This is a genomic window from Demequina sp. NBRC 110053 (assembly GCF_002090095.1).
Taxonomy (GTDB): Bacteria; Actinomycetota; Actinomycetes; order Actinomycetales; family Demequinaceae; genus Demequina.
Window position 1 is genome coordinate 1,186,209 of record NZ_BBRJ01000002.1, and the last position, 18,527, is coordinate 1,204,735.

The following is an 18,527-nucleotide window of genomic DNA, read 5'->3' on the forward strand; positions in this document are numbered from 1 at the left end:
CTTAGAACGGGGGCTCGTCCGACGCCGGGGCGGATGCCCACGGGTCGTTCGAGGAGCCGCCTGCCGGCGCGGAGGAACCGCCGCCACCGAAACCGCCCTGGCCACCGGAGCCGCCCTGACGCTGCGTGCGGTTCACCTTGGCGGTGGCGTAGCGCAGCGACGGGCCGACCTCGTCGACCTGGATCTCGTTGACGGAGCGCTTCTCTCCGTTCGCCTCCCACGAGCGCGACACGAGGCGACCGGTCACGATGACCCGCATGCCCTTGGTGAGGGACTCGGCCACGTTCTCAGCGGCCTCGCGCCACAGGGAGCAGCGCAGGAAGAGGGTCTCGCCATCCTTGAACTCGTTCGTCTGACGATCGAACGTGCGCGGCGTCGAGGCAACGGTGAAGTTGACCACGGCCGCTCCGGACTGGATGAATCGCAGCTCCGGGTCGCCGGTCAGGTTGCCGACGATGGTGATGGGAGTCTCGCCTGCCATGTGTGTTCCCCTTGGTTTCGTGTCGTGTGTGGGTTGCAGTCGGGAGCGATCGGCTACTTGGCGTCGGGACGCAGCAGCTTGGTGCGAAGAATCGACTCGTTGAGACCCAGCTGACGCTCGAGCTCCTTGGCCGTGGCGGACTCCGAGGTGAAGTTGATCACCGCGTAGATGCCGTCGTTCTTCTTCTTGATCGGGTAGGCCAGGCGGCGACGGCCCCAGATGTCGACGTTGTCGACGGTGCCCTTGTCGCTGGTGACCACGTTCAGGTACTTGTCGAGCGACGGCTGAACCGTGCGCTCGTCCACCTCAGGGTCGAGGATGACCATCATTTCGTACTGACGCATCGAATACCCACCTCCTCTGGACTCATGCGGCCACGGACGTTCCGTGGCAGGAGGGTTGATGCTGGCCTGTGCGCCATGGGGCGACAGGCCATCGACAAGGATACCTTGCGGGGCGCGCGTGCGTCATCCCTGTCCACAGGTAGCCTCGGACACGTGAGCGACAGACGGCCGCTGCGCGTGCAGCAGATCTCGGACGACCGGTTCCTCGCGCTGGCACGCACGTCCGGCCAGCCGGTGCCCATCGAGCAGTCGCCCGCGTGGGATGCGTACGACGGGGCGGTCGACGCGCGCGACTTCTGGCGGCGCCTCGTGATCCTCGACCACGACGAGCCGGTCGCCGTGATCGCCCTCACCGCGTACGCCGGACGCGGGTTCCGCTACCTGTGGGCCAAGCACGGGCCGCTGTGGCTCGCTGAGCAGACACCCGAGGCCGAACACGCGGCCAGGGACGCGCTCCGCTCCTACGTGCGCGCCGAGGCCCCCCACATCCCCTTCATCCGCATGCACGCCAGGCACGCGGCGCCCGATCTGCACGAGCTGCTGCAGACCGTGACCTATGACCGCACCGTCGTCATCGACCTCACCCCCGAGGAGGACGACATCTTCGCGTCCTTCGGCAAGCGTCGCCGCTCGGGCATCCGCAAGGCCCTGCGCGACGAGTCCTGGGATCTCACGGACGAGTCGGGGCTCACGCGCGAGGAGTTCGACGAGCTGTACCGGATCTACGAGGAGACGGCCGAGCGCGACGAGTTCGGCATCTACGAGGCGGACACGTACTACGCGATGATCGCCGCGCTGGGCGAGCACGCCAGGGTGTTCGTCGCGCGTCGCACGGACAGCGGAACGGCCGATGCGCCCGCTGAGCCCGGTCGCGCCGTCGCCTGGGTGATCGTCACCGTGTACGACGGCAAGGCGATGAGCTACTACGCGGGCGCCAACCACGAGGCGCGCGGCACCAACGCCGTGATGCTGCTGCGCTGGCACGTGATGCGGGTGCTCAAGGCGGAGGGCGTCTCCCAGTACGACCTCATGGGCGTCGATTCGGCGCGCGCGCCGCAGCTCAAGGGCGTGGGCGACTTCAAGCGCCAGTTCGCCGGGGAGACCGAGGTCGACGGCGCGTGGGACGTGGCCGTCAGGCCACTGCGGTACCGGATGCTCGTGCTCGCCCTCAGGCTCAAGCGCGCGGTGCGGCGGATCCGGTAGTCCCGCAGCCGGCCGCGCAGCGTGCCTCGCTCTCGCTGGTGGGGGCCGTCGGGCCTGCTAGGGCAGGGTGACCGTGATGGTCGGCGCCGGGGTCGGCGTCGGCTGCGGCGGGTCGGGCGGCTCGGTCGTCTCGCTCGGCTCGGGCTCGGGCTCGGGCTCCGGCGGGTCCGTGGTCTCGGTGGGCTCGGGCTCGGGCTCGGGCTCGGTCGTCGTCTCCTCGGGCGTGGGAGAGGGCGTGGGGCTCGGCGGAGCCGACGGCTCGATCGAGGTCGCCGAGCCCACGTTCGCGCGCGGCGGGAAGTCGACGACCTCCATGTCGGCGAGGATCGGCTCCATCATCCACGTCCACACTCGGGTGGGGATGGTCGAGCCGGTGATCTGGTCGAAGCCGCCGAAGGGCGTGATCTGCTCCGCGGAGCCGTCCTCGCCCACCTGGTACAGCGACACGGCGCCCACGATCTGGGGCGAGAAGCCCACGAACCACGCCGAGCGGTTCTCGTTGGAGGTTCCGGTCTTGCCCGCGAGCGGACGGTCGATGCTCTCGCCGGCGTACGAGCCGGATCCAAAGCGCACCACCTGCTGCATCGCGTAGGTGGTGTCAGCCATGACGTCCTCGGCGAACACTCGCTCCGAGGTGTCCTCGTGCTCGAACACCACCTCGCCCTGCGCATCGGTGACGGAAGCCACCATGTAGGGATCGGTCCTGATGCCGCCCGCCGCGAGGGTCGCGTAGGCGGAGGCCATGTCGATGGCGTGGGGCGAGGCTGAGCCCAGCACGTTCGACGGGTTGGAGTCCAGGCCGAGGGTGTCCTCGGGGACTCCCGCCGCGATCGCCGTCTCCATGGTGGCCTGCGGCGTGACGTCCTCGTTGAGGCCCACGTACGCGGTGTTGACGGAGCTCTGGGTCGCCTTCACCAGGTCGATGACGCCGTAGCTCACGCCGCCGAAGTTGCGCACTGGGCGGTCGAAGCCCTCGAACTCCATGTCGTTGTTGCCCAGGTACTGCGACTCGAGCCCGATGCCGCGCTCGAGCCCCGCGATCAGCGCGAAGGGCTTGAACGTGGATCCGGCCTGCGCGACGTCCTGGGTCACGGCGTTGCGCTGGATCTCAAGGTAGTCCTCGCCGCCATACATCGACGTGATCGCGCCCGTGGCGGAGTCCACGGTGACGGCGGCGACGCGCAGGTTGTCCGCGTGGTCGTCTGGCATCTCGGCTACTGCCGCCTCGGCGGCGTCCTGGTGCTCGGGGACGATGGTGGTGGTCACGCGATAGCCCAGGGACTCGATCTCCTCCTGGGACACTCCGGTCACGCGTTCGACCTCGAGCAGCGCCTCGCGCAGCAAGTAGCCCTCGGGGCCCGCGTACACGTCCTCGTTCTGATACTCGATGGGCTCGGGGAACTCGGTGATGTCCGCCCGCTCCTCGGCGCTCAGGAAGCCCGCGTCGACCATCCCGTCCAGCACGTAGTTCCACCGCTCCTCGGCCTTGTCGTGGTCCACGCGGGGGTCCCACGCGCTCGGTGCGGGGATGAGGCCGGCGATCATGGCCGACTCGGAGACGGTGAGGTCCGCGGCATCCTTGCCGTAGTACTGCTCAGCGGCGGCCTGGATGCCATAGGCGCCGCGCCCGAAGTAGATGGTGTTCATGTAGTTCTCGAGCACCTCCTCCTTGGGCTGCTGCTGGTCGATCTTGAGCGCCATGAGGGTCTCGTCGATCTTGCCCTTGATGGAGGTGGTGGTCTCGCCCACGTAGTAGCGCTCGACGTACTGCTGCGTGATCGAGGACCCGCCACGCGGGTTGTCGAGCACCACGGTGTCCCACAGCGCCTTGACCATGCCAGGGATGTTGATGCCGGGGTTGGTCCAGAAGCTGCGGTCCTCGGCGGCCACGATGGCGTTGCCCACGTGCTCGGGCAGGTCCTCGTAGGCCACGACCTCGCGGTCGGCCACGCCCAAGCGGCCGAGCTCCGTCTCGCCGTCCGCGTAGTAGAAGATCGACGACTGCGCCTGAGCGAAGTCGTTGGGCTCCGGAATCTCGAGCATGAAGTAGCGGACCGTCAGCAGGATGATCCCGACCAGGGACACCACCAGCAGCGCGATGAGCGACCAGATGCCGATGCGCCACAGCCACCGCCGCCACGCCGGCCAGTCGTCGCGCTTGCTCGTCCGGCCCCCGCCGTCGCCGCTGCCGCTTCCCTTGCCTGCCTGCTTGGCGGCAGCGGTCCTCTTGGGGGCCGCGCCTGTCGCGCTCCACGCTGGCAGGCCGCTCGCGGGCTTGCCATCCTTGGTGCGCTGCACTCCTGGCGCGGGCTGGCCGGTCTGACGCCCGGCCGGGACGCGGGTGCTCCGGCGCTGCGGAGTGGTGCGGGAATCGCTCATGGTGTTCTCACCCTAGAAGTCGGTGCGGCGGACGGGAGGCATCCCGCCCGGGGCGTCGGGCGGCCGCGCAGGACGCCGGCCCGAGCCTGGCTGTACCGCTTAACGCGCGACGGGCCCCGAATGTCCCGCCAGCCACTGCATCGGCCCCTCCTTCCCCGCGCCGGCCCCACGGCGTACCGCTCAACACACGCTGGTGACAGGTGCGTCCCGTGCGTCGCATGTGCCGGCACATCATCCCCACCCGTCACTCGTGTCCCTGCCGTGTGTTGAGCGGTACAGGAACGGCGAACCCCACGTGCGCATCGTCCCTCCCCGATGTATCGTGGCGATACAACGCTCTGCTAGTGTTGCCCGTTGACCCGAACCGCCGAGAGAGCGCGAGAGGAGCACCCGTGGCCAAGACCGACGTCCTGTCGCTGGCGATCCTCGGCATGCTCGCCGAGCAGCCGCTCCACGGCTACCAGATCCGCAAGCGGCTGGGGGCCGAGCTCGGCCCATTCCGCGCGCTCAGCTACGGGTCGCTGTACCCGTGCCTCAAGCGCATGGTCGGGGACGGCCTCATCGCCGCCGACGACTCCGACCCTGGCCGGGCCTCGGGCTCGAAGCGCTCGCGCATCGCGTACGCGCTCACGGAGGACGGAGAGCGTCGGCTCGCCGACGAGCTCGCCAGCTCGGGCGCGTCCTCGTGGGAGGACGACACCTTCGACGTGCGCTTCTCCCTCTTCACCAAGACCGACTCGGCGACCCGGCTGCGCATCCTCGAGGGCCGCCGCTCCCGCCTGTCCGAGCGCATCGAGGAGATCAACGACGGGCTCGCCCGTGTCCGCGAGCGCCACGATGCCTACACCACCGAGCTGCAGCGTCACGGACTCGAGCGCGTCGAGCGCGAGGTCGAGTGGCTGGACCGGCTCATCGAGAACGAACGATCCGCGCCCCGCGGAGACAACCCCAACACCGCTTCCGCGGGCTGAAAACTAAGGAGAAATCATGGCTGCCCTTCGCGTCGCCATCGTCGGCGTCGGCAACTGCGCCACGTCGCTCATCCAGGGCGTGGAGTTCTACAAGGACCGCGCCGCGGACGAGTCCGTGCCCGGCCTCATGCACGTCCAGTTCGGCGACTATCACATCTCCGACATCGAGTTCGTGGCAGCGTTCGACGTCGACTCGCTCAAGGTGGGCAAGGAGCTCGTCGAGGCGACGGAGTGCTCCGAGAACAACACCATCAAGATCTGCGACGTCCCCAAGACGGACATCCAGGTCCAGCGCGGCCACACCCTCGATGGCCTGGGCAAGTACTACCGCCAGACCATCGTCGAGTCCGACGAGTCGCCCGTCGACGTCGTCCAGGTGCTGCGCGAGACCGAGGCCGACGTCCTGGTCTGCTACCTGCCCGTGGGCTCCGAAGAGGCCGCGAAGTTCTACGCCCAGTGCGCGATCGACGCCGGCGTCGCGTTCGTCAACGCCCTCCCCGTCTTCATCGCCTCCGACCCCGTGTGGGCCAAGAAGTTCGAGGACGCCGGCGTGCCCATCGTGGGCGACGACATCAAGTCGCAGGTGGGCGCGACCATCACCCACCGCGTGATGGCGAAGCTGTTCGAGGACCGCGGCGTGGTGCTGGACCGCACCTACCAGCTCAACGTGGGCGGCAACATGGACTTCAAGAACATGCTCGAGCGCGACCGTCTCGAGTCCAAGAAGATCTCGAAGACGCAGGCCGTCACGTCCAACCTCGAGGGGCCGCTCGCAGGCCTCAAGGACTCGCGCGACGTGCACATCGGCCCCTCGGACTACGTCGCCTGGCTCGACGACCGCAAGTGGGCGTACGTGCGCCTCGAGGGCCGCGCCTTCGGCGAGGTGCCCCTCAACCTCGAGTACAAGCTCGAGGTGTGGGACTCGCCCAACTCGGCTGGCATCATCATCGACGCGATCCGCGCCGCGAAGATCGCGAAGGACCGCGGCGTGGGCGGCCCCATCCTGTCGGCCTCGACCTACTTCATGAAGTCGCCGCCGGTGCAGATGGAGGACACCAAGGGCCGTGCCCAGCTCGAGGCGTTCATCGCCGGCGAGGTCGAGCGGTAGAGCTCGCTCTGATCGGCGCCGAGCGCTGAGCCAGCCGCCGCATCGGCGTTGCCGGAAGCGCGACGAGGCCGGGTCACCCGCTGAGGGGTGACCCGGCCTCGTCGCATCGCGGCACTGGTGCACGGCGCCGATGCGCCGGCACGGCTGAGACTGTCAGGCGGCTTCGAGCGCCATGGGGATGGGCGTCTCGCCGCCCACGAGCTCCCACTGGTGACCCGCGGTGGCGGGCCGGTCGAGGGCATCCGCGATCACATGGGCGACGTCGGCGCGAGCGATCTGGCCCCGCTCGACCTCGGACGCCAGGGTCACCTTGCCCGTCGCCGCCTCGTCGGTGAGCCCGCCGGGGCGGAGGATGGTCCACTCGAGACCCGACTCGCGCAGCGCGGAATCCGCGTCGCGCTTGGCCTCCACGTAGGCCTTCCACACCGGCTCGACGTCCTCAGGCAGCGGCTGGTCGACGCCGATGGCGCTGACCTGGACGAACCGGCCGATGCCCTGCGCCTTCGCGCCGGCGATCGCCTTGAGCGAGCCCTCGAGGTCGACGGTGCGCTTGCGGTCGATGTTGCCGTCAGGGCCGCCGCCCGCGGCGAACACCACCGCGTCACAGCCCTCGAGGACGGCAGCGAAGTCCTCCTCGCTCGCCGTCTCGATGTCGAGTTCGCGCGGCTCGGTGCCCATCGCCGCGAGGTCGATCAGCTGGTCCTGCTTGCGCGCGAGAGGGACCACCTGCTTGCCTCGGCCCACGAGGATGGGAATGAGCTGGCGGGCCACCTTGCCGTGGCCGCCGACGATCGCGATGCGCTGTGGAGTAGTCATGCCTCCACCATGCCGCGCTAACGCGTCAAACGCACGTCCGTTCGCGCCGAGCGAGAACGGGAATGGCCGCCTGCCCGCGCGGGCGCCGCAGACAGGCCCCCGAGTCAGGCCCGCGAGTCAGGCTTGGGCGGCTGCTGCGGCGTCGCCCACGGGTTGTCGGGGTCGACCTGCGGGGCGTCCGATGCTGGAGCAGCGGGAGCCTGCGGGGCTGGCGGCGCCGCCGATGCGGGCGGGGCGGGAGACGCGGGTGCCGGGTAGCCGGGTGCCGCATAGCCGGGCGCGGCGCTTCCAGGCGCGCCGCCGTAGGCCCCGGGCGCCGGGTATCCGGACGCCGGATAGCCGGGCGCCGGGTAGCCGGGCACCTGCGGCCGCTCGGCCTCCTTGGGGTCCGCCCCCCAGCGGTTGGCTCCGCGCTCAGAGTCGAGGAACGCCATGATCAGCGGAACGATCCCGAGGCTGACGAGGTTCAGCCACAGCCAGTGACCCGATTGGCCCATGTCATGGAGGCGTCGCGCCCACACCGCGTAGGTGGGGATCGCGAGGGCGAGCCAGGCGGCGAACATGACGACGCCTCCGATCACGATGAGCACCCAGTTGACGTCCTCGATCGCGTCGTCCGGGACCGTGCCGTCGGGGCCTGCCTGGGACCACACCGGCACGAACGCCGCGAACACCAGAACGTAGAAGACGATCACCAAGGGGATCGTGACCAGCACGGTGAAGAGGTACCACCACCAGAACTCGGAGCGCCGCGCGCGCCCGGAGAAGTCTGCGTACTTGCCGAAGCAGGTCTTGATCGCAGTTCCGAATCCCATGTCAGACGTCCGCCTCTCGCTCGAGCTCCTTGGGGTCAGGTCCGTACCGGTTCGGGCCCACGGTGCCGTCGAGGCATGCGAGGACCAGGATGACGATGGGAAGGAAGAACCAGAACAGCAGCCACCATGCCGACTTCTCCTGGTCGTGGAGCCGGCGCACTGTCACGGCCCAGGTGGGCACGATCAGGAACGCGCCCACGGCCAAGGTGAGCCCGATCATGATCCAGCCGCTCAGGCGCACGTCCTCGGGATCGAAGGTCCAGCCCTCGTACGCGTCGCCGAGCGTCACCGCTGTGAAGGACAGCAGGGCGAGGATGACGAGGTAGCCCACGACCATGAACCACCAGTACTCGCGCCGTCGCGCGCGCTGATGGAAGTCCGCGTACTGCGTGAGGCCCTTCAGGAACCAACCGACCGTCATATGTCTTCCCTCCTGCGCGCCACTGTAGTGGGCGCGGGCGCTGGCCGCGCTGGCACCACCCGACACGCGCATCGGCCCTGCGGTCCGCCCCTAGGCTGGCGCCATGTCGTTCGTGCGCGACCTGAGACGCCTCTGGCGGACGGCGGGCTTCCGGCACCTCACCTACGTGCGCCTGCTGTCGCAGGGCGGCGACGGCATGTTCCAGGTGGGCATCGCGGCCGCGTTCTTCTTCGACCCGACCACCGCGACCACTCCCGGCGCGATCGCTGCGGGCTTCGCCGTGCTGCTGGCACCCTTCACCATCGTCGGCCCGTTCGTGGGTCCCCTCATCGACCGCTGGCAGCGGCAGCGCATCCTCGTGGTGGGCAACGTGGTGCGGCTCGCTCTCGTCGGCGCGCTGCTGGTGCTGCTCGCCACGGACGCACCGCGCTGGAGCCTCTACGTGGTGGCGCTGCTGACCCTGTCCGTCAACCGCTTCCTGCTCGCTGCCATGACGGCCGGACTGCCTCGCGTGGTCGATGCCGAGGATCTGCTCGCAGCCAACGCGGTGCTGCCCACGCTCGGCACGGTGGCGGCGGCCGTCGGCGGCGCCGTGGGCGGCATCGTGACCTTCGTGGCGCCCGACGCCTCGGACGCCGGGCTCGCGAGCGCGGCGCTCGTGTGCGCCGGTGCGGCGTTCGGCCTCGCCGCGTGGGCGACCGTCCTCATTGGCCGCCGCGCGCTGGGGCCCGAGCACCCGCTCGAGCGCCTCCGCCTGGTGGCCCAGGTTCGCGAGCTGGGCGCCGAGCTCGCCGACGCCGTTCGCTACCTCCGCGCACGCGTGACCCCCTTCCACGCGCTCGCCGTGATGGCGGCGCAGCGGCTGCTGTACGGCCTGATGTTCGTGGCCTCGATCCTGATCTCGCGGCACGTCCTGGGCGACCCTGACAGGCCCGAGGAGGCCCTCGGCCGGTTCACCGTGGTGGTCGGCTTCGCGGCAGTGGGGTTCGGCCTCGCCGCGGTCCTGACGCCGGTCTTCAAGGAGCGCTTCTCGCGTCACTCGTGGATCGTGCTGTGCCTGTGCGTGGGCGCCACCGGCCAGGCGCTGCTCGCCATCTCCTCCGCGCCCTGGGCGCTGCTCGGCGCTGCGGTCGTCGTGTCGTTCGCGGTCCAGGGCGGCAAGATCGCGGTCGACACGATCGTCCAGCACGACACCGAGGACCGGATGCGCGGGCGCGCCTTCACGCTCTACGACATGGCCTACAACGTCGCCTTCATCGCGAGCGCGGTGATCGGTGGGCTGGTCCTGCCGGGCGACGGCTACTCGCGCCCGCTCATGGCCGCGCTGGTCGCGGTCTACCTCGTGGCGGCGGCGGTGTTCTCACGAGCGCCGCGCCACCCGTCTCCCCCCGTCGCGACCACGCCACCCACGCCGCCCTCCGCCGCGAACTAGGGAGCTCACGAACACGCACAGGTCCTACCGAGCCATACGAGGCAACTCACGCATACACGTGTCTCGCTGCCAGCACCTCTAGTGCCACTCCGCGGCACCACGCCGGCCGCGTGGTGACGTCCGAGTAGTCGAAGCGCACGGTGGCGATCCCCAGTGTGCTCAACAGGGCATCGCGGCGCACGTCCCTGACTCGCTGTTCGTTGCCGCCGTGGTATGTCTTCGAGTCGAACTCGAAGGCGGTGCGCGTCACAGGGTCGTAGGCGTCTACCCGGTAGCGCTCACCCCGGACGGCAAGGCGGTGCTGGCGTACCACGGTCGAGAACTCGATCCCGACAAGAACGTCATCTGCACCGCACTCCTCAAGAAAGCTCTCGACACCCGCTTGCGCGCGCTCGAGTCTGCGCAGCAACGACGCCCGCCCTCGCAGGCGCGGCAACCTGTCCAGATGTTCGCGGACTCGCGTGAGACTGAGCGCCCCGCGGCGCGTGAGGCCGTACAGCAACTCGGCTCGATCCGCCTCGCGCGCTCGGGAGTAGGCATGGACGAGGGCGAGCTCAGGATCGACCACGCGTGCCTCGTCCGCGCGCACATGCAGCGTCGGTCGATAGGTTGAGCTGGTGATGGCAAGCCACGCGGGCGAAGGTCGGTGGCGCCAGTGCGGCACCAGCAGCTGCACCTCCTCTGGCTCCCTCGGGCGCAGTCCCGCGTCGAGCAGCACACCCAATCCAGTGAGTGCACATCCGGCAGGTCCCCACTTCGCGGCCGCGTGGGAGCGCACCAGCCACGAGTCCGCGTGCAGGGTCGACGCGTAGCGGTCGGGCAGCACACGCGTGATGTCACCGCGCGCCACCGCCGCGGCTACGCCGCCGCGGCTCGCGTGCTCGCACAGCTGCGTGAGGCTGAAGGTGGTCGGGCGGGATTCGAGCAGCTCGATCGCTTCGACGAGGGACATGACCACGGGTCTACGCGCCGAGTTCGCGGGCCGCGGCGAGACGACCGTAGCGCTGTGGACGCGTGCGAGTTCGGGTGGTCCTGGGGCAGGCGGCCACACCGGCCTGTGCCTCAGTTGCCTCGCGAGCGCATGTGCGCCGGATCCATGCACACAAGCTGCCTATTTTCGTGGGCAGGAGCGGGACGAGCGCCGGTCATCAGGCGCCCTGCCCCTCCCACCACGCGACGAGCTCCTCGCGCGCACGCTCGGGAGACAGCGGCCCGTGCTCCATGCGCAGCTCGAGCATGTGCTTGTAGGCCATGCCCACCTCGCGACCCGGCCCGATCCCCAGGATCTCCATGATCTGGTTGCCGTCGAGGTCGGGCCGGATGGCGTCGATCTCCTCCTTCTCGCGCAGCTCGGCGATGCGCTGCTCGAGGTCGTCGTAGGCGAAGGACAGTCGATCGGCCTTGCGACGGTTGCGGGTGGTGACGTCCGCCCGCGTGAGCCTGTGCAGACGCTCGAGCTCCGGCCCTGCGTCGGTCACGTAGCGGCGCACCGCGGAGTCCGACCATCGGGCGTCGACATACCCGTGGAAGCGCAGGTGCAGCTCGACCAGGTGGGCCACCGCCTTGATGGTGTCCTTGTCGAACTTGAGCTCCTTCATGCGCTTGCGCGTCATCTTGGCGCCGACCACCTCGTGGTGGTGGAACGAGACGCCACCGCCAGGCTCGTGCCGTTTGGTGGGCGGCTTGCCGATGTCGTGCAGCAGCGCGGCGAGCCTCAGGACCAGGTCCGGTCCTGGCACCGCGCCGTCGGGGCCGGTCTCGAGGTCGATCGCCTGCTCGAGGACCGTCAGCGAGTGCTCGTACTGGTCCTTGTGCTGGTGATGCTCGTCGATCTCGAGGCGCAGCGCGGGCAGCTCGGGCAGCACATGGCCGGCGATCCCCGACTCGACGAGCGCCTCCAGCCCCGCCCGCACCCGGGATCCGAGCAGCAGCTTGCACAGCTCGTCCCGCACGCGCTCCGCGGAGACGATCGCGATCCGGTCCGCGAGACGCGACATCGCCGCGAAGGTGCCGGGCTCGATCTCGAAGCCGAGCTGCGACGAGAACCGCGCCGCGCGCATCATGCGCAAGGGATCGTCGCCAAAGGACACGTCCGGCTCGACCGGCGTGCGCAGCAGTCCCCCCGCCAGGTCGCTCAGCCCGCCGTGGAGGTCGACGAACTCGCGCGATGGCAGTCGCACCGCCATGGCGTTCACCGTGAAGTCGCGGCGAGCCAGGTCGCCATCCAAGGAGTGGCCGAAGGCGACGACGGGCTTGCGGGTGACGCCGTCGTACTCGTCCGCCCGGTACGTGGTGATCTCGACCACCAGGTCGCCCCGGCGCCCGCCGATGGTTCCGAACTCGCGGCCCATGTCCCACGTCGCGCGCGTCCATCGCCCCAGCAGCCGCTCGGTGTCGTCCGGCCTGGCCGAGGTCGCGAAGTCGAGGTCGGAGCTCGAGCGCCCCAGGAACGCGTCGCGCACGGGGCCACCGACGAGCGCGAACTCGTGCCCCGCGGCGTCGAACAGGTCGGCGAGCTCGAGGATCTCGGGAGGCAGCGCATCCCACAGCAGCGCGGCGCGCTGGCGCAGGACGTCCATCGATGGAGGGGTGACGTTCACACGCACCATGGTTCCAGATGGGCCGTGCGCAGCAGGCATGAGGTGCCTAGGACGGGACGATGCGCGGGAGGCGTGAGCGCCACGTGCCTCGTTTCGGGGTGGTGGAGGAGCGGGCGGGGGGGGCGCGGCGCGGCGGCGCTGCCTCGGCTCGGGCCCCGGCTCGTTAGAGTGAGCGCATGCCCCGTCCGTCCGATCCGCGCCCTCAGGCGACCCCGCGGCCCCCCGCGGGCCACGCCCTGCGGCAGCGGCGCGAGGCGGCTGCCAGGCGCGCGGCGCAGCTGCCGGTGTCGAACGAGACGTCGGCGGGCGGCATCGCGATCCGGGTCGAGGGCGGCATCGCGCTGGCGGCGTGCATCGGGCGCCGCAACCGCGCCGGCCGGCTCGAATGGTGCCTGCCCAAGGGCCATATCGAGGCGGGCGAGACCCCGGAGCAGGCAGCGACCCGCGAGGTGGCCGAGGAGACCGGGATCGATGCGGAGATCCTGCGTCCCATCGGGGTCATCGACTACTGGTTCACCGGCGACGACCGGCGGGTTCACAAGGTGGTGCACCACTTCCTCATGGAGGCCAGGGGCGGCACCATCACCACGGAGAACGACCCGGATCAGGAGGCCGAGGTCGCCGAGTGGATTCCCGTGAGCGAGCTGGCCTCGCGCCTCGCGTTCCCGAACGAGCGCAAGATGGCGCACGTCGCCGCCGAGCTGCTCGCGATCGCGACGTGAGGCGTCCGCTCGCGGCGGCTTGCGCCGCCGCCCTGGCTCTGGTGCCCGCCTCGGCGAGCGTCGGAGCAGGCCCAGGACTCGTCGGCACCGAGTCCGGCTCCGTCGTGACGGGACAGCTCGAGGGGTTCGGCCCCGAGGTCGTCGCGCCAGGACGCGCGCTGTCAGCCTCGGTGACCGTGAGCAATTCCGCCGCCACCCCGGCGAACGACATCTGGGTGGAGCTGTGGGCGACGTCCCAGCCGCTGGCGAGCGCCGATGCACTGGCTGACTTCCTCGACAGCCCTCACGAGGAGTCCTTGCGACTGGTGGGGCAGTCGCCCGAGGTGGTCGAGGACGAGACAGGCGGCCCCGGTCAGGACGACAGCGACGGCGAGCCCAGCGCGACCGACCAGGAGGCTCAGGAGCAGGACGAGGAGCCGCCCGACCCCACCGGGCTGACGATCCCGGCAGACTCGTCGTCCCCCGTGATGGTGACGGCTGCCGCTGCCGACCTCGATCTGCCGGCCGATGAGTGGGGCATCTACGGCGTCGTCGTCCAGGTCAGGGCGGGCGACGAGGTCATTCCTGTGGACGCGCTGCCCTTCACCTGGACGGGTGACGGGGTCCCTCCGCTCGAGGTGGCGATCCTCGCCCAGGCGACGGGCTCACCGACCCGTGTCGAGTCCGTCCTGACGGCATCGGCGGTCGATGGCGTCGCCGTCGCCGTGGATCCGACCACCCTCACCAACGCCACCGTGATCGACCAGGGCCTCGTCACGCGCGAGGTGCTCCGCGTCGCGGCGGGCACGCCGGACGTCACCTCCTTGGCCCACGCCGGGGACGAGCAGATTCTCGCTCAGGCGCTCGCGATGCCCGCCGGCGCCTCCGTCGGAGGGTTGGACAGGGCGCCGTGGGTGTCCTTCCCGGCCGCGGTCGACCGGTCCACCGTCGCGTTCACCGCGAACCACGGCGCCGCGGGTGCCGTCGCCATGCCCTCCGCCGCCGGATTCGAGGAGGCGGCGGAGCCGGGAGTCGCGGTGGTCGACGATGGATCCGGCCCGGTCCTCGTGGCCGACCCGACGCTGAGCGAGACGCTCGAGGAGTACCGCCCCGGCACGCCGGCCGCGAGCGCGACCCTGGTCGCCCTGTCCGCACTGGCGGCCGCCGCGTCCGACGGCGAGCCCCTGCTGATCGCTCCTGGCACGGGCTGGCAGCTGGGGCCGGGGTGGCAGCAGGACGACGGCTCACCGTCCGCCTCGCTGCGCGCCCTGGTGCGCGCCCCGTGGGTGACCGTCGTAGCGGTAGCGGACCTGCTCGACTCCGCCGCATCGCCCGCGGAGCTCGCCCCCACGCTCGCGGCAGACACGGATCTGCCGCCCTCAGCGATCTCGGCACTCGGTGACCGGATGGAGTCCCTGCGGACGCTCGCGACGGCGGCTGAGCGCCCCGAGGCCGCGCTCGCCGAGTGGGCAGACCCCGTGGTGCGGGCGGTGCCGCAGGCCATGCGTGACCTGCCGGACGCTCGACAGCTCCAGGTCGACGAGGCGATCGCCGAGGCCGACGCGACGCTGTCAGCGCTGCGCATTGCAGAGAGCTCCGACCTGAACCTGCTCGCGGACTCCGGCGATGTCCCCATCACCGTGGTCAACGACCTCGACTGGGCGATGACGACCACGGTCGACCTGTCGAGCCTGTCGCCCAGCCTGGTGGTCCAGGACCGTCCCGTGGTGACGGTGCCGGCGCGCCAGGAGCTCGCGGTGCCGGTGACGGTCGAGGCGGTCTCCTCGGGCAACGTCAGCGTCACCGCGGTGCTCAGGACCACGAGCGGCAGCCCGCTGTCCGAGGCCCAGCAGTTCGACGTCAGGGTGCGGGCGGACTGGGGCACGGCCGCGACCGCCGTGTTCTCCGTCCTGCTGGTGCTGCTGCTCATCGCCGGCCTGGTTCGTACCATTCGTCGCGGTCGCGCCGACACCCGCACCAGTCCCCGGCCGGCGCCGGCGACAGCGCCCTCATCGGTGGACGAGGTGGACAGCGAGCAGACGCCCGCCGAGCAGGACGCTGAAGGCGCCGCATCACCGACGCCTGGGGAGGCTCGCGATGGCTGACACGCCGCTGTCCGACGGCGGGACGGTGGAGCCGGCGAGGATCGAGGAAGGCGGCGACAGAACGCTCGCTGGTCGCCGCCGGCCGTCGCTCGGGCGATCGTCGGCGATCATGGCGTCGGGCACCGCGGTGTCACGGCTGCTGGGCGTCGCTCGCGGCGCGCTGCTCGTGGCGGCGATCGGCGTAAACGCCCCGGCCGCGAACGCCTACGACATCGCCAACAAGCTGCCCAATGCGATGTTCGCGATCCTCGCGGCCGGAGTGCTCAATGCTGCGCTCGTCCCTCAGATCGTCAAGGCCTTCCACGGCGGCGGCGGCAAGCCCGTCGTGGACCGCATCCTCACCCTCGGTGGCGTGCTGTCGCTCGCGGCGACCGCCGTGCTGACGCTGTCCGCACCGGTGTGGGTCGCCGTCTACACGCATGACTGGTCCCCCGAGATGATGGCGCTGGGCACGGCCTTCGCCTACTGGTGCATCCCGCAGCTGTTCTTCTACGGGCTCTACACGCTGCTGGGCCAGGTGCTCAACGCTCGCGAGCAGTTCGGGCCCTTCATGTGGGCGCCCGTGCTCAACAACGTGGTCGCGATCGCCGGCCTCGTGGCATTCCTGCTCACCTTCGGGCCCTTCGACGAGGCGAACGTGCTCGCTCCCGAGCAGTGGACGCCCGACATGGTCGCGCTCATCGGCGGGGTCGCCACCCTGGGCGTCGCCTCCCAGGCGCTCATCCTGATCGTCCCCCTGGTGCGCGGCGGCTACCGGTGGCGGTGGCGCTGGCGCGGCGAGAAGGGCGAGCTCAGCACGATCGGGAAGATCGCAGGCTGGGGCCTCGCCGCCGTGGGAGTCGAGCAGGTCGCCGTGCTGGTGGGCACCATGGTGTCCTCGTCGGCCGATCCCACGGGCGCTGAGGATGCGGTCGCCGGCAACGCGGCATACTTCTACGCCCTGTCGCTCTACCTCCTCCCGCACTCGCTGGTGACGGTCTCGATCGCCACGGCCCTGTTCACGTCGATGGCGCGTCACGCCTCTGCGGCGGACACCCCTGGGCTGCGAGCGGACCTCTCGCGGGGGCTGCGCAACGTGGGCGTCTTCACGGTCTTCGCCACGGTGGGCATGGCCGTGCTAGCCCCGTACCTGGTCCGGCTGGTGCTGCCAACCGCGAAGCCGGGCGAGGTGACCTCGATCGCGATGGTGCTCGTGGCCATGCTGCTGGGCCTGGTGCCACTCGGCGCCACAGTACTGTTCAAGCGGCTGTACTTCGTCCTCGAGGACGCTCGCGCGATCTTCTTCATGCACATCCCCATGGCTCTCGTGTGGATGGGCGTCGCCTGGGCCTTCATGTCCTTCGCGGATGCACGCTGGTGGACGGTGGGCGTGGGGCTGGGGCTCGCGGCGTCGAACTGGACCGGCGTGATCCTGAGGGCTGGAGGGCTGCGGCGCCGCCTGGGAGGGCTCGATGGCCGCCGGGTGCTCACCGTGCACGCGAAGGCACTGCTCGCAGCCGTGGTGGCGGGCGTCGCCGGATGGCTCCTTCTCCGCCTCGCGCCTCCGGCGGACGAGCTCACCGGATGGGGCGGGTGGGGCGTCGCGGCAGCAGTGGTGGGCGCGGCCGGCGCCACGATGGTCGGCCTCTACGCTGCGGGACTCTGGGCCCTGCGCGTGCAGGAGGCGAGCGACGCGGCGCGGCCACTACTGCGGCGCCTCAAGCGTCGTTAGCATGGTTATCCGACGCGAGAACGAGTGAAGGGGGTCGAGGTGCAGGCAGGAGCGACGCTGGGTCGTCGCTTCACCGTCCTTCGCACCGCGCCCCACGACGTGCCCGGCGTGGACCGCTGGGTCGCGCAGGACGCGCGCCGGGCCGTCGAGGTGAACCTCGACGTCGTGACCTCGCTCGCACCTGGCGCCGTCAGGCGGGCGGCCGTCCGCGCGGCCCAGGTGCGCGACGCCCGGTTCGCGCGCGTGATCGCGTCAGGCAGGGAGACGCTCGACGGCGAACGCATCACCTACGTGGTGACGGAGCGTCCGCGCGGGGTGTCTCTCGCCGCGCTCGCGGGAGAGCGCATCGTCCCCGCGACCGTGGTCGCGAGCATCGTGGGCGAGTCCGCCCGCGCCCTGCAGGTCGCCGCGTCCCAAGGCATCCACCACGGGTACCTCCGACCTTCGTGCATCACCGTCACCGACGCGGGCAGGGTGATCGTCGCTGGCCTGGATGCCGACGGCGAGCTCGCGACTCAGGCGAGCCTGGGCCGCGGACGCACGGAGGCCGCAGACGCCGGCGCGCTCGGCCGCATCATGCTCACCCTGATCACCGGCATGGACTCCTCGCAGGTGACGGTGCGCGACCTGCCTGCGGACCTGCCGCCCGCGATGGCGGACCTCGCCCGGGCGGCGGTGGCGGGGACCGGGCCGTCCACTCTCCACCAGGTCGCCGAGGCGCTGGGGCCCGCCGACGTCGCACGTCTGCGCGGCCTGCGCCACGCCATCGGCGAACTGCCAGAGGTCGAGCACGAGGAGCCCGAGCCCGTCGCTGCCATGACGGTCGACCTCGGCACGCTCGCCGCCGCCGAGCGCGAGGCAGCCGCAGCACGGTCGGCCGGTCTCACGGATCCGTCGGTGCTGGCCGCACTGTCACAGGGTCAGCTCTCGTCCGAGGCGCTCGAGCAACGGGCGCGCGCGCCGCGCGAGCGCGCCGCCGGGGAGCGCCGCTCGCGCGATCCGCGCGCCCAGTACGCGACCCCTTCGCAGGCGGCGCAGTTCTCCCCGCGCACGCGGCGCGCGGTGGAGCGCACCCAGGACGAGCCCCTCGGCCTCGACACGTTCGAGGACATGAACCTCGAGCAGAACGCGGGCGAGGATCGCTCGATCTGGCAGGCGATGCTCGAGTTCGCGCAGCGCCACCTGCCGGAGAACGCCCCTCTCGACACGGCCGTCGAGTGGTCGCGGGAGCGGGCGCGCCGGTCGGGGCCGCTCAACTCCGGGCCGCTGCTCGTCGGCCTGGTCCTCACCGGCCTGGTGATCATCGGCCTCGTCGCGTTCGAGAGCCTCGTGACCCCTGTCGAACCGGGCACCGAGGTGAGCGTGGACCCCGTCCCCGCGTACCCCGACTTCACCTACAGCCCCGAGCCTCTCCCCAGCCCCTCGCCGGCAGAGGAGTGA

Annotated in this window: 16 protein-coding genes; 8 read left to right on the plus strand and 8 right to left on the minus strand. The window is 70.7% G+C overall.

Going from position 1 to position 18,527, the window contains the following annotated elements; translation table 11 throughout:
- Position 1: 1 nt before the first annotated feature.
- Positions 2-481, minus strand: a complete 480-nt coding sequence (locus tag B7K22_RS05640) for a single-stranded DNA-binding protein (RefSeq protein ID WP_084038994.1) — start codon at positions 479-481, stop codon at positions 2-4.
- 53 nt (positions 482-534) lie between these two features.
- On the minus strand, positions 535-825 hold the full coding sequence (rpsF, locus tag B7K22_RS05645) for a 30S ribosomal protein S6 (protein ID WP_084038995.1): 291 nt from the start codon (positions 823-825) through the stop codon (positions 535-537).
- Between the two features lie 153 nt (positions 826-978).
- Here rpsF and B7K22_RS05650 point away from each other — a divergent pair, with 153 nt between their 5' ends.
- Positions 979-2,028, plus strand: a complete 1,050-nt coding sequence (locus B7K22_RS05650) for a peptidoglycan bridge formation glycyltransferase FemA/FemB family protein (protein ID WP_159448775.1) — start codon at positions 979-981, stop codon at positions 2,026-2,028.
- A 57-nt stretch (positions 2,029-2,085) separates the two neighbouring features.
- On the opposite strand, the gene B7K22_RS05655 is transcribed toward B7K22_RS05650, so the two are convergent.
- Positions 2,086-4,407: a transglycosylase domain-containing protein gene (locus tag B7K22_RS05655; protein ID WP_084038997.1), complete on the minus strand. Its 2,322-nt coding sequence runs from the start codon at positions 4,405-4,407 to the stop codon at positions 2,086-2,088.
- A 392-nt stretch (positions 4,408-4,799) separates the two neighbouring features.
- Here B7K22_RS05655 and B7K22_RS05660 point away from each other — a divergent pair, with 392 nt between their 5' ends.
- Together B7K22_RS05660 and B7K22_RS05665 are read left to right on the plus strand one after the other, a co-directional pair.
- Positions 4,800-5,378, plus strand: a complete 579-nt coding sequence (locus B7K22_RS05660) for a PadR family transcriptional regulator (protein ID WP_234983325.1) — start codon at positions 4,800-4,802, stop codon at positions 5,376-5,378.
- A 16-nt stretch (positions 5,379-5,394) separates the two neighbouring features.
- Entirely contained in the window at positions 5,395-6,486 is a 1,092-nt protein-coding gene (locus B7K22_RS05665) for an inositol-3-phosphate synthase (protein ID WP_084038998.1), read from the plus strand.
- Positions 6,487-6,639: 153 nt separating this feature from the next.
- Here B7K22_RS05665 and B7K22_RS05670 read toward each other — a convergent pair whose 3' ends face one another.
- From B7K22_RS05670 to B7K22_RS05680, 3 genes are all read right to left on the minus strand, one after another.
- On the minus strand, positions 6,640-7,302 hold the full coding sequence (locus tag B7K22_RS05670; RefSeq protein ID WP_084038999.1) for an SDR family oxidoreductase: 663 nt from the start codon (positions 7,300-7,302) through the stop codon (positions 6,640-6,642).
- Positions 7,303-7,406: 104 nt separating this feature from the next.
- Positions 7,407-8,117 (minus strand): DUF805 domain-containing protein, encoded by a 711-nt coding sequence (locus B7K22_RS12330; protein WP_234983326.1) that lies wholly within the window; start codon positions 8,115-8,117, stop codon positions 7,407-7,409.
- 1 nt (position 8,118) lies between these two features.
- Entirely contained in the window at positions 8,119-8,538 is a 420-nt protein-coding gene (locus B7K22_RS05680; protein WP_084039000.1) for a DUF805 domain-containing protein, read from the minus strand.
- A gap of 103 nt (positions 8,539-8,641) precedes the next feature.
- Between B7K22_RS05680 and B7K22_RS05685 the strand changes: the two genes are divergently transcribed.
- Complete coding sequence (locus B7K22_RS05685; RefSeq protein WP_084039001.1) at positions 8,642-9,970, plus strand: MFS transporter; 1,329 nt, start codon at positions 8,642-8,644, stop codon at positions 9,968-9,970.
- Positions 9,971-10,016: 46 nt separating this feature from the next.
- Here B7K22_RS05685 and B7K22_RS05690 read toward each other — a convergent pair whose 3' ends face one another.
- Positions 10,017-10,922 carry a hypothetical protein gene (locus B7K22_RS05690; protein WP_144276257.1) on the minus strand — a complete coding sequence of 302 codons (906 nt, stop codon included), beginning with the start codon at positions 10,920-10,922 and terminating at the stop codon, positions 10,017-10,019.
- Positions 10,923-11,118: 196 nt separating this feature from the next.
- A complete protein-coding gene (locus B7K22_RS05695) occupies positions 11,119-12,579 on the minus strand; it encodes a CCA tRNA nucleotidyltransferase (protein ID WP_084039003.1) in 1,461 nt (486 codons plus the stop codon).
- A 167-nt stretch (positions 12,580-12,746) separates the two neighbouring features.
- Here B7K22_RS05695 and B7K22_RS05700 point away from each other — a divergent pair, with 167 nt between their 5' ends.
- Genes B7K22_RS05700 through B7K22_RS05715 form a run of 4 tightly spaced genes read left to right on the plus strand, consistent with a single transcriptional unit; the run spans position 12,747 to position 18,527 of the window.
- The gene (locus B7K22_RS05700; protein WP_084039004.1) at positions 12,747-13,292 is read left to right on the plus strand and encodes an NUDIX hydrolase; all 546 of its coding nucleotides are present in this window, start codon (positions 12,747-12,749) and stop codon (positions 13,290-13,292) included.
- Entirely contained in the window at positions 13,289-15,376 is a 2,088-nt protein-coding gene (locus tag B7K22_RS05705) for a DUF6049 family protein (protein ID WP_084039005.1), read from the plus strand. Before B7K22_RS05700 ends, B7K22_RS05705 begins: the two co-directional genes overlap by 4 nt.
- Entirely contained in the window at positions 15,369-17,087 is a 1,719-nt protein-coding gene (gene murJ, locus B7K22_RS05710) for a murein biosynthesis integral membrane protein MurJ (protein ID WP_084039006.1), read from the plus strand. The genes B7K22_RS05705 and murJ overlap by 8 nt, the downstream gene beginning before the upstream one ends.
- Positions 17,088-17,111: 24 nt before the next feature.
- Entirely contained in the window at positions 17,112-18,527 is a 1,416-nt protein-coding gene (locus B7K22_RS05715; RefSeq protein WP_084039007.1) for a hypothetical protein, read from the plus strand.

Excerpts from the sequence above, each read along its gene's own strand:
- B7K22_RS05640 (WP_084038994.1), bottom strand. The coding sequence starts at position 481 with ATGGCAGGCGAGACTCCCATCACCATCGTCGGCAACCTGACCGGCGAC.
- B7K22_RS05670 (WP_084038999.1), bottom strand. The coding sequence starts at position 7,302 with ATGACTACTCCACAGCGCATCGCGATCGTCGGCGGCCACGGCAAGGTG.
- B7K22_RS05685 (WP_084039001.1), top strand. The coding sequence starts at position 8,642 with ATGTCGTTCGTGCGCGACCTGAGACGCCTCTGGCGGACGGCGGGCTTC.
- B7K22_RS12330 (WP_234983326.1), bottom strand. The coding sequence starts at position 8,117 with ATGGGATTCGGAACTGCGATCAAGACCTGCTTCGGCAAGTACGCAGAC.
- B7K22_RS05665 (WP_084038998.1), top strand. The coding sequence starts at position 5,395 with ATGGCTGCCCTTCGCGTCGCCATCGTCGGCGTCGGCAACTGCGCCACG.
- rpsF (WP_084038995.1), bottom strand. The coding sequence starts at position 825 with ATGCGTCAGTACGAAATGATGGTCATCCTCGACCCTGAGGTGGACGAG.
- B7K22_RS05690 (WP_144276257.1), bottom strand. The coding sequence starts at position 10,922 with ATGTCCCTCGTCGAAGCGATCGAGCTGCTCGAATCCCGCCCGACCACC.
- B7K22_RS05695 (WP_084039003.1), bottom strand. The coding sequence starts at position 12,579 with ATGGTGCGTGTGAACGTCACCCCTCCATCGATGGACGTCCTGCGCCAG.
- murJ (WP_084039006.1), top strand. The coding sequence starts at position 15,369 with ATGGCTGACACGCCGCTGTCCGACGGCGGGACGGTGGAGCCGGCGAGG.
- B7K22_RS05680 (WP_084039000.1), bottom strand. The coding sequence starts at position 8,538 with ATGACGGTCGGTTGGTTCCTGAAGGGCCTCACGCAGTACGCGGACTTC.
- B7K22_RS05655 (WP_084038997.1), bottom strand. The coding sequence starts at position 4,407 with ATGAGCGATTCCCGCACCACTCCGCAGCGCCGGAGCACCCGCGTCCCG.
- B7K22_RS05700 (WP_084039004.1), top strand. The coding sequence starts at position 12,747 with ATGCCCCGTCCGTCCGATCCGCGCCCTCAGGCGACCCCGCGGCCCCCC.